Here is a 13,572-nt window from a genome sequence, read left to right as displayed (position 1 = left end):
CAGACCGTTTCACCTCCCCCCTGTCTCCACCATAGACCAAGTTTCGAACATTCGTGCGACACATGAGGGAAGCGTCCACGCCAGGCCCGCGGCCCCTGTCCGGCAGGTCCGCGGCCCGCCCCGGGCCTGCGGCCATCCGCCATTCGGCCCCGTCCCACCTGCACGAACACCGGGTGCCGCCGAGCGTTGGGCCATGGCACAGACAAGCCCCGGCCCGTCGGGTGGCGACAGGCCCGCCGGGGAGCCCGACGCCGGTGGCCCGTCCCAGGCGCGGCGGCTGCGGATCCGTACGGCACGCCGCACGGCCCACCGCCCGGCCGGCCCGGCTCACCGCGCCGGTACGGAGCCCGCCGGCACGGAGCCGGGCGCCGGGCCACGCGTCCCCCCGCTCCTTGGGACCGCCGCGGCGTACGCCTGGCGACTCCTGGTGGTGGGCGCCGTCGTGTACGCCGTCTTCTCGCTGCTGGGTCGCTTCCACGAGATCGCCGTGGCCGTCTTTCTCGGACTGGTCGCCACCGCGCTGCTCCGGCCGGTGACCGATCTGCTGGCCCGCAGGCTTCCACGGGCGCTCGCCGTTGCCATCACTCTGATCGGCAGCATGATCGCTGTCCTCGGCACCCTCGCGCTGATCGGCGAGGTGGTCGCCGGGGAGCGCGCCACGCTCCAGCGGGAGTTCGGGGCGGGCCTCGGCAGAATCGAACGGTGGTTGGAGGAGCCGCCGTTCCGGCTCAACCCCGACACCCTCACCGACATCCGGTCCCGGATCGGGCAGTTCCTGTCGAGCCACCGTTCCACGCTGATCAGCACGGCGCTCAGCGGCGCCGGGCGGCTGGTGCAGGTGCTGACGGTGCTCGCGCTGGCACTGTTCTGCTCGGTGTTCTTCCTGCACTCGGGCGACCGGCAGTGGAGCTGGTTCTGTGGCCGGCTGTCGGCGCGGCTCAGGAGCCGCGTGGTGCTTGCCGGACGGGCGGGCTGGCGGACCTTCACCGGGTACACCCGGGGGATCGTGCTGGTGGCCGCCACCAACGCCGTCCTTGTCGGCGTCGCCCTCTACGCACTCGGTGTGCCGCTCGCCGTGCCCCTCGCACTGCTGGAGTTCTTCGCCGCCTTCGTTCCGCTGATCGGCTCGCCCATCGCACTGGCCGTCGCGGCGGTGGTGGCGCTGGCCACCAAGGGGCCGGTGATCGCGGCCGTCGTCGTCGCACTGATCGTGATCATCGGCCAGATCGAGGGGCATCTGCTGCACCCGCTCGTGATGAGCTGGGCGGTCCGGCTGCACCCGGTGGTGGTCGCGCTCACGGTGATCGGCGGAGCCATCGCGGCGGGGGTGGTGGGCGCGGTGGTGGCCGTCCCGCTGGTGTCGGTCATCTGGGCGGCCCACCTGGCGCTGCGCCGGCCAGGCGAGCCGGGCCGGGAGAAAGGCCCGGAGGGCCGGGCATGAGCAGGGCCCGGGCCGCCCGTGACGGGAGACCCGGGCCCTCGGCCCACGGTGGGGTACGTCAGCCGATCTCGGCGCCGAAGACGCTCAGCGCCTCGGTCACCGGCTGGAAGAAGGTCTCGCCGCCCGAGGTGCAGTCACCGCTGCCGCCCGAGGTGAGCCCGATCGCAGCGTCGCCGGCGAAGAGGGAGCCGCCGCTGTCGCCCGGCTCGGCGCAGACGTTGGTCTGGATGAGGCCTTCCACGATGTCGCCGTTGCCGTAGTTCACGGTGGCGTCGAGCCCGGTGACCTCGCCGTCGTGGACCTGGGTGGTGGAGCCGCTGCGCTGCACCTGCATACCGACGGTCGCCTCGCCCGCCTGGGTGATGGCCTGCGCGCTGCCGTTGTAGAGGTCGACCTCGCTCGGGTGCTCGGTGCTGCCGCTGTACTTGACCAGCGCGAAGTCGTTGCCCGGGAACTGCGAGTCGACCATCGTGCCGATCGGCGCGCCGTCCGCGGACTCGGACCACTCGCTGCCGGACTGGCCGCAGTGGCCGGCGGTGATGAAGTGCGGTTCGCCGTCCTTGACCACGTTGAAGCCCAGCGAGCAGCGCCCGCCGCCGGAGTGGATCGCGTCGCCGCCCGCGATGAACGGCTTGAACTCACCTGCGGTCTTCTTGAGCTCGGCCTTGCCGCCGAGGCCCTTCACGACCTGCTGCAGCTTGGTCCATTCCGCGCCGGAGACCGTGCGGTCGGCCGTGACGACCACCTTGTTGGTGACCGGGTCGGTGGCCCACGAGGTGCCGGGAATGGACGCCTTGTCGGTCAGGGTCTGCCGGGCGCCGGTCAGCTCGGTAAGGGTGTTCTCGACGATTCTGGCCTTGCCGCCCGCCTCGCGAACGGTCTGCGCGGCTGCCTCGTCCACCACGTTGACGACGAGGGCCTTGGCCTTGGTGTCGTAGTACGCGCCTGCCTCGTCGGCTCCCAGGTCCGCCTTCAGCGTGACGGCGAGATTCCCGGCAGCCGGCGCCGTCAGCGACTTGACGCTGAACTGCTCGGTGTTGTCACTGGCGTTCGCACTCTGGAACGTGAGGCCGGCGGCGGCCAGGGCGACGATCGCGCCGCCGGCGATCGCTGCCTTCCGCTTGGGTATGCGTCGGTGCTTCAACGTTTGACCTCCTGTGGGGGCCGCGCCCGGCGCACGTGGGGGTGACCGGACACGGAGGATCGGCCGCCCACTATTCCGACGCGTCACACTCGCACACAAGGTCGACCGCGGGACGGGCACACGACACCACGGTTGCGTTCACAGACTCTTCACAGGAGGCCGGATTACGGCGGCACGTCTGCGTCCTGATGGGTAATCACCGGACGTGCGGGGAATTTCAGGCTCATGATGTCTGCATAGGGCAGGTACGGCCGAAGGGGGGCGTTCGGGTGCGACGTCGGGTGCACGCGACGGACGGGCGGCATCTGATGGTGGAGCGACTGGGCGATCCGCGCGGCAGGCCGGTCTTCCTGCTGCACGGCACGCCCGGCAGCAGACTGGGCCCGGCTCCGCGCGGCATGGTGCTGTACCAGCGCGGCACGCAGCTGATCGCGTACGACCGCCCCGGCTACGGCGGTTCGGACCGGCTGGCAGGTCGCAGCATCGCCGATGTGGCCGAAGATGTCCGCGCGATCGCCGACGCACTCGGCCTGGAGCGCTTCGCCGTGGTGGGCCGCTCCGGCGGCGCCCCGCATGCGCTGGCCTGCGCGGCTCTGATGCCCGAACGGGTCACCCGGACCGCCGCGCTGGTGACGCTGGCCCCCAAGGACGCGGACGGACTCGACTGGTTCGAGGGCATGGCCGCGTCCAATGTGCAGGAGTACAGAACGGCGTTGGCCGACCCGGCCGATCTCGTCGAACGGTTCATCACGCGCTCGGCCGAGATCAGGAAGGATCCGGTCAAGCTCCTCGACGATCTGCGCCGGGAGCTGACAGACTCGGACCGCATGGTGGTCGCGGACGCGGGCGTCAGATCCATGCTGCTGCGCAACTACCGGGAAGCGCTGCGCACTTCGGCGTGGGGCTGGATCGACGACGCACTGGCCTTCCTCAGCCCTTGGGGCTTCGATCCTGCGGACATCAAGGGCCCGGTGATGCTGTGGCACGGCGAGAAGGACGTCTTCGCGCCGGTCGGCCACTCCCGCTGGCTGGCGCAGCGCATCCCGGGTGTGACGGCCGTGCTGGAACCGGCCGCCGCACACTTCGACGCGCTGCACGCGCTGCCGAGGATCCTCACCTGGCTGCTCGACGACTGACTCAGGCGCCGGGGCCCGCGGACGGACGCGGGGCGCCGCCCCACGGACCTGCCTCCGGCCCCGCCACGCCACGCAAGTGACGCCGCCCGACCACCCCGACCCGGGAACCCGGCGTCGGCCCCCGGACCGCCCGACGCGCGCCCCGAAGCCCGGTGCGGGACACACTGCCCCGCACCGCGCCTTCGGGCCTCACACCGCCAGCGGCTCCAGGTCGCGGTGTGCCCTGCGCTCGTCGCGGGCGATCCGGGTCAGCGCGTGCTCGTCGCCGAGCTGGCGCTGCAGCTCCTTCAAGGTCTCCGTCCGCAGCTGCCCCGCCTCGTCCTTGCGCCCCAGCAGCCCGAGCGTGACGGACAGGTTGGAGGCGATGCCGAGCACCTCCGGGTGGTGCGGGCCGAGCACCTTGCGCAGCTTGGCCACGGTCCGCTGCTCGATCTCCAGTGCCTCCTCCAGACTGCCCAGATCCGCAAGGGCGTTGGCGAGGTTGATGGTGCAGTACAGGGCGTGCGGATGATTCTCGCCGAGCACTTGGCGCATCACGGCGGAGACATTCTGCAGCAGCTGCGCCGCGGACTCCGCAGACCCGCAGCCCCATGTGTAGATGCCGAGGTTGTTGATGGCGGCCAGGGTGTACGGGTGCCGCTCCCCCGGCACCAGCCTGTACTGGTCGACGACCTCCTGCGCCAGGTCCCGCGCCGCCACCGGCTCACCGGCCGCGAACAGGTCGGCCGCCAGGTTCAGGTCGCAGGCCAGCAGGTCCGGGTTGGCCGAGGTGTACTTGGCCCGGTAGCGGATCCGGGTCGCGGTCGTCAGCCGCCGCGCGTCCTCCAGCCGGCCGGCCCTGCGCAGCGAGACCGCCAGGCTCTTGGCGGCGGCCAGCGTGCCCGGGAAGGCCCGGCCGAGCTGCTCCTTGTAGCGCTCGTAGGTGCGGCTGAGCAGCGACACGGAGTCCTCGTACATCCCGAGCTCCCTCATGTCCCGGGCGAGGTTCATCGCGCAGGAGAGGGTGTACGGGTGTGCCGGGCCGTGGAGCTCGAAGCGCCGGTCGAACAGGCTCTGGTCGAGCTCGAGGGCCTCGGCGTACCGCCCGACCATGCGCAGGTTCAGGGCCAGGTTGTTGGCCGCGGCCAGCGTCCGCGGATGGGACTCGTGGAAGATCTGGCTGAATCCCTCGTGCGCCCTGGTCGCCAGCTCCATCGCCGTGCCGTACTCGCCGAGCGCGCCCAGGTCGGTCGCGAGTCCGCTGGTGGTCATGTACGTGTGCGGATGGGTTTCCCCGAGCACTCTCCGCTGCCTCTCCAGGGTCTCCTCGTCGAGCTCCTTGGCCTCTACGTAACGCCCTTGGGAGCGAAGGATGTTGGAGAGGTGGAAACGCAGATACAGGTACTGGAGGTCGTCGTTGCCGAGCATGTCCCGCCAGGCTTCGCGCAGATCGTTGGCGAGGGTGGAAGCCGTGTTCCAGTCACCGCGCTTCCACAGATAGCGCACCCGGTCGATCAGCAGCCGGCGCGTCTCCGGCTCCTTGCAGTACCGGGCCTCCGACGGGCCGAGGTGCGGCCAGATGGTGGCGAACCGCGGCCAGGTCTCGGGGTTGTCGATCGGCTCGTCGTCGTCGGGCCGCGCACCGGCGAGGATGCGGTGGACCGCGTGCCGCGCATCCATCTGCTCCTGTTCGCCGAGCTGGGCTCTGATGACCGCCTGTACCAGCCGGTGCACCTGGATGCTGTTGGAGACCTGGTCGACCTTGGCAAGGGCGAAACGGCCGATCTCCCGGATGACCCGGCCGAGCACCAGCTTCTCCTGGAGCGACGCGTCGTAGGGCTTGAGCTCGTCGATCATCTCCTTGCTGTAGAGCAGGTTCGCGGAGATCGGCTCGGGTGCGAAGAAGGCACAGAGCTGCAGCAGACGCACGGCGGCGGGTGAGCGTTCCTGGAGCTGCTCGATGGACACGTTCCAGGTCGCGGCGACCGGTTCGGGGTAGCCGGCGGGCTGGTTGAGCGCGAGGACGCTGGTGGCCTGCTCCCTGAGCTGTTCCAGATAGGCGGCGACCGGGGTCGCGGTCTCGGCGATCCAGGCGGCGGCCTGTTCGACGGCGAGTGGCAGGTCGCCGACGGCCGTGGCGACCTGATCCGCGTCCTCGACGCTCAGCCCTCGCGCGCGACGCTGGATGTGCTCGATGGACTCCTCGCGCAGGAAGACGTCGACGGGCAGGGCGTCCCCGTACTGCGACCAGGTCTGGTTGCGGGAGGTGACGAGGACGTGCCCCGGTCCGCCCGCGGGAAAGTACTGCTTGAGCTGCTCGGGATCGTCCGCGTTGTCGAACACGAGCAGCCAGCGGGGGGACGGCACGCCGCGCCGCAGCAGGTCGATGGCTTCCTGCGAGGCGGCGGCCATGTCGTCGCCGCCCTGCGCACCGAGGCGGACGGCGAGTTCGGCGAGTCCGGCCACCACATCGTCCGGCTGCTCTGCGGAGATCCACCAGACCAGGTCGTAGTCGGCCATGAACCGGTGGACGTACTCCAGCGCCACCTGGGTCTTGCCGACGCCGCCGAGTCCGTAGAGAGTCTGCGGCTGCGGCAGCACCGCGGCCACGGACATACCGCCGCCGAGCTGGTCGCGCATCCGCTCCAGGACCACCGAACGCCCGGTGAATCCAGGGTTGCGCGGGGGCGCGTTCCAGATCTTCGGCACGGTGCCGGGGAAGCGCGGCCCGGCCGACGCCGCCTCGGGCAGCTGCACCGGACGGTCGAGGGAGCGCAACAGCGACGCGGTTGCCTGGACCTCGTCGAGCCGGAACAGGTCGACGGGGTTGCGGTCGATGTTCGGACTGGTCATGCGTACGTCGCCGACCCGCACCTGCACCAGCTGACGCCGCGCGCCCGGTTCGGCGGCCGCGGCGCGGGAGAAGACGTCCACGGCGTGGGCGGACTTGAGGTACGCGGGCGACAGCAGCACCACGGTACGGGTGGCAGCCTCGTCGCTCTGCGTGTCGACCTCGACGCGCTCACGCTCGGCCGACACATCGCGCGGTACGACCCGGAAGCCCGCCCGGGTCAGGACGTACTCGACCCAGTCGGCCCACATGCGGTTCTCGGCCACGTAACTGAGGAAGAGGTCGGCGGGCAGGGCGGGCCGGCGGCGCGTGAACGCGTCCCTGATCCGCAGCCGGGCCTCGTCGCCGACCGCGGGCATGGAGGTGATCTCCTGGTCGGTGATGACGGCGGTGAGCCGCTCGAAGGCGGAGAGCAGCGAACTTGTCAGCCCGGCTTCGTCGCCGAAGGTCGCGAGCGTCTCCTCGTAGGCGTAGTACGGCCGGTACGGAATCTCCACCGCGCCCCAGTAGGCGGTCAGTTCGTCTCCGGTGAGCCCGCTCGGGATGCCGTCGAACTTGAGCCGGGCCAGTGCCCGTCCGGCATCCGCCTTCTCCTTCTCGCCCTCGTCGATACGGCACGGCACCGGGAAGATCCTTATCCCGCGGCCGCCGTAGCGCTCGTCGATCTGCCGGGCGACGGCGGCGGCGCCGTCGATGGACTGGTCGGAGAGGGTGAAACAGTCGACGAGCAGGTCGGGCAGGTGGACGGTGCAGATGTCGGCGATGTCGCTGAGGCCGGTGCGGCTGTCGATCAGCACGTAGTCGTAGTTGGTCTTCATGTCGTCGCGCAACGCGTCGAAGAAGTGTCCGCCGCCGAGCCGGTCGTAGAAGTTGTCCCAGTCGAAGGTGGACACGGTCGCGGAGTATTCGCGGTTCTGTTTGCCGGCCGAGACGAAGTCGAGTGTGCCGCCCTCGGGGAATTGCCAGCCCAGGCTCTCCGGTGTGAGGGAGACGGCGTGCGGCTGGATGCGTGCGTAGTCGAGATGCCAGTCGTCGCGGCGCGGTTCCGGGTTGGTGGCCGCCCAGGCGTACTCGGTGATCAGATCGATGACACCGGTGGTCGCACCGAGGGTGGAGGGGTCGAGGAAGGGGTGGAAGAACTTGTGCAGGCCGGGTGCTTCCAGGTCCCAGTCGACGGCGAGGACCCGCTTGCCGTTCGCGGCCAGGATCCAGGCCACGTTGGCCAGGGCCATCGTGCGGCCCGTGCCTCCCTTGTACGAGTAGAAAGTGATGATGCGCCCGTCACGACTGGCTGTCATCCGTGTCCTCCGCATCAGGGGCTATGTCACGCATGTTCGGGACGTAGTGCGTGGTGCTGTACTCGGCCGCCATCGGGCCGCGCAGCCGGGGCCGTTCGCTGCGGCTGCCGCCGCCCGGCGGGGCGGGCGGGAAGACCTCGGCGTGCCGTAGGTACTCCTGGGCCGCCGACTCCACCACCTGCGGCAGCAGTTGGCCGAACGCCTCCATACTGAGCACGCCCTTGGCCGCGGCCCGGCAGGCGGCGCGGCCCTGACGCATCTGGTGCGGCATGGTGCGCTCCAGCTTCTCGATCAGCTCGGCCTCCGAGGCCCGGCTCTGCGGGTCGTCCCGGTTCCACGGGACGACGACACAGACCCAGGGCCGCGGCTCGGCGTCGAAGGCCGCGAGCCGCCGGCGGCGGTCCTCGTCCTCCAGCGCCCAGCGGTCGACGAGCAGGATCTCGGGCCGGGTGGGCGGCTGCCCGGCGTCGGCGGGTGTCTCGTGGTCGAACGACGAGACGCTTGCCTGGTAGTTCAGTGAGCGCACCAGGTCCTGGGCCACATACGCCAACGGCCTTGCGGAGTCCGGATGGTAGGGGTTCCAGTCCTGGGACTGTTTGCCGTAGTAGTCGGAGGCGCGGCCTTCGGGGAGGTCGTGCTGGGTGGGTGCGGCCACGGTGACATGCATGGGCCGTGGGCCGCCGGTCGGTTTGCCGAAGGCGCTGGGCGCCTGGCGGTAGTCGACGGGGTTGCCGGACGGCACGCGCGTGGTGTCCGCGACGCTGACGATGCGTTTGGCCAGTTCGTAGACGGCGGCCTCGTACTCCTCGGCGAAGATCCGGAGTTTGATCAGCCCGTAGAGCCCGTCGGTCACATAGCGGTCGCCGAAGGCGCGATGGTTGAACTGCAACCGCTCCGCGGGTCCGGGGAGTTGCTCCGGAGGCATCGGCACCCATAACGCCGGGACGATCGCCTCGGCCGGCCGGTTGCTCTTGGCCTGGTGGTAGATGGCCCGTTGGGCAAAGGCGTACCACTCCTTGCCGCACATCTCGCTGGCGAAGTAGCGGGGGGAGAAGAGCGGCACGAAGACCCGGCAGGTGGCCAGAACTTCACCCAGCCGCTCGGACCAGCCCTCCCCCGACCGTATCTCCCGGTCGATGAACCCGGCGGGTGCGCCGGCCGGCAGATCGGTCATGGCCATCACATGGCCGCACAGATCGCGGAAGAGCCGTTCGACCCACATGTCGGGGTCAGGGCCTCCCGCTCCGTACCGCGGTGTGTGTGCGTAGCTCAAAAAGAAGTACGGCCGATGATCAGCCGTCCGTTGCGCTGAATCCGACACACGACCCCCGTCCTGTGTGAAGCCCGACCTGACACCCACGATCGATGAAAGATGCGAGCGACGACTTCATCATTCCGGAGCAGGACACACTCCATGCCCCCGACGTTCAGTCATTCAACGCCGCTTTTCGGTCATCCATCTCTCCGCATGGTCCACCGCATCCCTGATCGAGAACAACCTTGTGACCGCTCCCCCCAGTTGTCTCTCCTGTTTCAGGCCATCGGAGAAAGAACTGCCGATGACATCGAAATCGCTGTCGTCCAGTTCGATGTCCTTGTACTCGGTCCATTCCCGGCCACCGTCGGGCCGGGGCACCACACAGCGGTAGGTGCGCAGGGGCACCTGGGTGCGGTACTCGGCGAGATGAAATGCGGTGCAGACGCGGTAGCCGGTATTGATCATCAGTACGTGCGCATCGGCCCGGTAGAGCGCGCCGAGCGGTGAGCGCTCACCGAGATGGCAGGTCAGCGGATGGTCGGCGAGGAGTTCCGCGGACCGGCGCCCGATCGCGGCGAACGAGGTCTGCGGATGGCCGCTGCGCACAGCCCCCTCGGCGGTGCGTACGGACTCGGCCAACCGGCCCATCCCCTGGCTGGGTGTGGTGCCCGCGTGAAAGGCCGGCATGTCCGCCCGGAAGGCTGCCTCCTGCTGGGGTGTCATGCCACGCACCTGGGCCCGGTAGCCGGGGGAGGTGTCGGAGTTCTCCGCCGTGAAGGCGGGCACCACCAGCGTGCCACCGGGACCCAGTACGTCCAGCAGGGCGTCGCGCACGGCCGCTGCGCGCAGTCCGGTGCCGTGCAGGGAGGCATGCACGAGCAGAGTCATGCCGCTGCGTACGCCCGCCTCGCGCACGCTGTCCGCCAGGTTCCGGTCCTGCCGGGGGTCAGCCACGGGTGGCCTCCGCCCGCAGGACGGCCACCAGGCGCTTGCCGTCGACGGTCAGTTCGGCGCTGCTCTCCAGGACGGCGAGTGCGGGTCCGGCCGGCGCCGCCTCCCTCGCGTCGAGTGCCCGCAGTCCGACGCGTTCGTACGCCTCGGCCAGCAGTTGCGACACCGGCAGCGGCTCGTCCTGCCAGGGGGCTGGGTGGTGCCACCATCCGTCCTGGGCCCAGAGGTCCGTGACCTCGGTCAGCGCCTGGAGTTTGGCGCGGCGGAAGCCTCGCAGCAATGCGGCCGCCAGCTGGGCGGGCGGGCCCTGGATCCTCAGGCCGAGGGCTCCGTAGCCGTGCCGTCCGACGGACGGCCCGCCGTCCGGGAGCGGTGTCAGGGTGGTGAGCGAGTCCGCGATCTCGGCGGCCTGGCGCGGGTCGGCCCGCCGGAGCAGCGTCCATGCCTCGGTGAGCGGTTCGGGGTCCTCGTCCTCGTGCACCGGTTGCCGGAAGTCGCGGTGCGGGTCGATGTCGTCGAGCACCAGGTCGGGCCAGCCCTCCAGCCCGGGCCTGTGTACGGGCCGCCAGCCGTCGGCGGCGACTCCGGGGCGTACGCGTAACGCCTCGTGCCCCGGCACCCGCACCCACAGCTCGTGCCGGCTGCCTCGTACTTCGGCCTCGCACTGGTCGGGGACCCCGGCCAGCCGCAGCTCGCCGAGGGTGGGCAGGGCGAGCGTGCCGCCCCGGCAGGTGACCTGTACGGGCATGTCCAGCCCGCCTCGTACGGCCGCCGCCGCGACGTACGCGTCCAGCTGCAGTGCGAGCTCGACGGCGTCCGGCCGCTGCTCGTGGAGGGCGTCCCGGCAGGTGCGCAGCCAGCTGCGGGTGTAGGGATGGGCGAGGATCTCGTCCATCCCGTCCGACCGCTGCTCGACGACGGACGCCAGCTGCCAGGCCGTTGCCCACTTCTCGCCTCCGCGGCCGTCGAGGCGTGCGTCGAGCTCGGCGAGCAGAAGGCGGGTCAGCTCCTGCTGGAGGATGCGAAGGGCTTCCGGGTCGGTCACGGCCGGGGACCCGGTCGCGGCCGTGCGCTGTTCGATGCCGCGGACCAGCGCTTCGAGGTCGGTGCAGTACACGGAGGGGTTGTCGAAGGCGGTGCCGGTGGCGTACCGGTGGGTGTAGAGCCCTCCGCCGCACGAGCGTACGACGGGGCACTGGCGGCATGTCCGGCTGACGCCTGCCAGCCCGAGCTGTCGGGCGCGGACCCCGGGGTGGGCGGCGACCTCGTCGAAGGTGTGCGTGAAGACGTCGAAACCGGTGGCCGCGGCGCCGTCGTAGGCGCTCTTGAGCGAGTCGACCTGCTCCAGTGCGCCGTCGGTCTCGACGACCACGAGATCGGTGGGGGCGAGCCCCAGGGACTCGGTGAGGCTGGGGCCGCCGGCGAGGGTGGAGAGCACGGACTCGAAGAGCCGTACCGGCACCGGCCTGCCCTGTGCTTCCCAGCGGTCGAAGACGGTGAGGATCCAGTCGGCGTACGCGGTGGGCGAGCCGTCGGGTCGGACCGGAGGGTCGGCCCAGGTGGCGTGCGGCAGCAGGAAGTCGATACGGGGCGGCGCGAGCTCGGTGAGGGCGTCGTACACGGCGTGGGGATCGTTGGCCACGTCGATCGTGCAGAGCAGCCCGAGGAACAGATGCCGGTAGCGCTCCTGGCGGAGCAGGTCCACGGCCCGCAGAACCAGTGGATGGCTGGTGCGGCCGTCTGCGAAGCGGCGGTGGCGGTCGTTCGCGGCGCGGTCACCGTCGAGGGAGATACCGACCCGGACACCGAATTCGTCGAACAGGTCGAGGTAGCGAGGACTGAGCTGCAACCCGTTGGTATGGATCCGCAGATCGAGGGCGGTGTCCTTGTCGAGGGCCGCGGTGAGTTCCTCGCAGATCCGCCGCAGGCGTGCGGGGCCCGCCAGCAGAGGCTCCCCTCCGTGCAGGATCACTGACACGGAGGGCAGGGCATGGCTCTTGGCATGCTCGGCCAGTCGCAGAGCTGTCCAGGAAATCGCTTCGTCAGAGATTGCCTTCGGGCGGGTTCGCCAACTCTGATCAGCGTGTTCGTAGATGTAGCAGTGGTCGCACGCAAGATCGCACCTGCTGTGGACCTTCACCACAATCTCGCGGAAAGGGACCAGGGGTCCAGTCATTGCGCCAGTCTAGAGCGCAGACTGAAAGGTGGATGCCCGCATTGCTCGGTCGTCGGAAACCGGAAGCAAGCGCGCCAACTTCTTCGCGGCATCAGCACCACGCACGTCGATCTGCGCCAGCGGGGCCCGATTCTTCTTCGCAGCAGCGAAGGAAGGGGAGGAGTGAAGCGTCATAGGGGGCCGTCCTTGATGTTGTGTCCAGCTCAATGCCGTGTCCAGCACAGATACCACGCACCGTTGCGGTGCCGGCGGCACGACTTTACCCTCATGGCCACCCGCAGCAACTCAGCGCGTGCGATACGGAACGAAAGAGTTTCGCAGCATTCTCGCAGGACAGTACGGAACGAGCCATTCCATCTAAAGGGTGAAGGCAAAACCGCAGACGGGGGTGCGTATGAGCGAGTTTCCGCGGCCATTGGAAAGCATGGTCTTCCGTAACTCCGACCTGCCGGTTCTCTTCCATCACACGGACGCCGCAGCCATCGCCCGCCAGCGGGAGGCCGTCGCCGCCACCCGCCACCAGCTCCTGCTGCTGGTCCTGGGTGCCGCCTTCGCAGCGCTGCCGTCCTCTCTGCGGCTCGGTGGATCCTTCCAACTCATGGGATTCTTCAGTGCGTTGGCCTACGCCGGAGTGCTGGTGCTCAGTTACCGCTCCTCCCGGCGGCGAGCAAAGTCGCATTGGCAACTCAACCGCTCCGCCGCGGAGTTCATCAGGTCCATGTGCTGGCGCTACGCCGTCCACGGCACTCCGTTCGGAACCACGGAGGCCGGCACCGATGCCGACGCCTTGTTCACCGCCCGGCTGGAGGAAGGGTTACTGGAGCTGGCCAAGGTCGGCTGGGATGACCCGCGTGGCGCCGATGCGAGTGCGGCGGCCGCGGACCTGATCACCACACCCATGCGGCGGCTGCGGGCGAAGGCGTTCAGCGTACGCAAGGAGACGTACGTCAGGGACCGGCTGATCGAGCAGCGCAACTGGTACCACCGGCGTACGGAGATATCCCGTCGCGCCACCGCGTTCTGGTCCGCGTCGATCGGCCTGCTCACACTGTTCGCACTGTTCTTCGCCACACTGCGGACCTTTTCGGTCACCGGGTCCGCCCATGTGGCCGGGGTGCTGTCGGCCGCGGCGGCCGCGTGTCTCGCCTGGAGCGAGATCCGCCGGCACCAGCCGCTCATAGCCGCGCACTCGCTGGTGGAGGAGGATCTGGCGGCACTGCACACGGCGATGGAGACCACCGTCACCGATGCGCAGTGGCCTTCCGCAGTCTACGAGACCGAGCGGATCGTCTCGCCCCAGCACACGGACTGGCTTGTCAGGCACCGTAGTTGAGGCTG

Annotated in this window: 8 protein-coding genes; 3 read left to right on the top strand and 5 right to left on the bottom strand. The window is 69.8% G+C overall.

Translation table 11 applies throughout. The features are described 5' to 3' along the window. Positions 1-193: 193 nt before the first annotated feature. Positions 194-1,441 carry an AI-2E family transporter gene (locus tag ABZ208_RS15405; RefSeq protein WP_356909971.1) on the top strand — a complete coding sequence of 416 codons (1,248 nt, stop codon included), beginning with the start codon at positions 194-196 and terminating at the stop codon, positions 1,439-1,441. A gap of 58 nt (positions 1,442-1,499) precedes the next feature. On the opposite strand, the gene ABZ208_RS15400 is transcribed toward ABZ208_RS15405, so the two are convergent. After that, the gene (locus tag ABZ208_RS15400; protein WP_356910058.1) at positions 1,500-2,684 is read right to left on the bottom strand and encodes a S1 family peptidase; all 1,185 of its coding nucleotides are present in this window, start codon (positions 2,682-2,684) and stop codon (positions 1,500-1,502) included. 170 nt (positions 2,685-2,854) lie between these two features. On the opposite strand from ABZ208_RS15400, the gene ABZ208_RS15395 reads away from it, so the two are divergent. After that, positions 2,855-3,721 (top strand): alpha/beta fold hydrolase, encoded by an 867-nt coding sequence (locus ABZ208_RS15395; protein WP_356909970.1) that lies wholly within the window; start codon positions 2,855-2,857, stop codon positions 3,719-3,721. 189 nt (positions 3,722-3,910) lie between these two features. Here ABZ208_RS15395 and fxsT read toward each other — a convergent pair whose 3' ends face one another. The 4 genes from fxsT to fxsB all read right to left on the bottom strand — a co-directional run bounded on the left by fxsT (position 3,911) and on the right by fxsB (position 12,234). Beyond that, entirely contained in the window at positions 3,911-7,849 is a 3,939-nt protein-coding gene (gene fxsT / locus ABZ208_RS15390; RefSeq protein ID WP_356909969.1) for an FxSxx-COOH system tetratricopeptide repeat protein, read from the bottom strand. After that, a complete protein-coding gene (locus ABZ208_RS15385; RefSeq protein ID WP_356909968.1) occupies positions 7,833-9,170 on the bottom strand; it encodes a TIR-like protein FxsC in 1,338 nt (445 codons plus the stop codon). Before ABZ208_RS15385 ends, fxsT begins: the two co-directional genes overlap by 17 nt. A 114-nt stretch (positions 9,171-9,284) precedes the next feature. Continuing rightward, positions 9,285-9,995, bottom strand: a complete 711-nt coding sequence (locus ABZ208_RS15380) for an AAC(3) family N-acetyltransferase (protein WP_356910057.1) — start codon at positions 9,993-9,995, stop codon at positions 9,285-9,287. A gap of 58 nt (positions 9,996-10,053) precedes the next feature. Continuing rightward, positions 10,054-12,234: a radical SAM/SPASM protein FxsB, inactivated metallohydrolase extension form gene (gene fxsB / locus ABZ208_RS15375; protein ID WP_356909967.1), complete on the bottom strand. Its 2,181-nt coding sequence runs from the start codon at positions 12,232-12,234 to the stop codon at positions 10,054-10,056. 424 nt (positions 12,235-12,658) lie between these two features. On the opposite strand from fxsB, the gene ABZ208_RS15370 reads away from it, so the two are divergent. Continuing rightward, positions 12,659-13,567 carry a DUF4231 domain-containing protein gene (locus tag ABZ208_RS15370; RefSeq protein WP_356910056.1) on the top strand — a complete coding sequence of 303 codons (909 nt, stop codon included), beginning with the start codon at positions 12,659-12,661 and terminating at the stop codon, positions 13,565-13,567. Positions 13,568-13,572: the final 5 nt, after the last annotated feature.

The organism is Streptomyces sp. NPDC006208, assembly GCF_040613775.1.
In the GTDB taxonomy this organism is placed as follows: Bacteria; Actinomycetota; Actinomycetes; order Streptomycetales; family Streptomycetaceae; genus Streptomyces.
The sequence above is the reverse complement of the archived record's forward strand: the minus strand, read 5'-3'. Positions and strand labels throughout refer to the sequence as shown.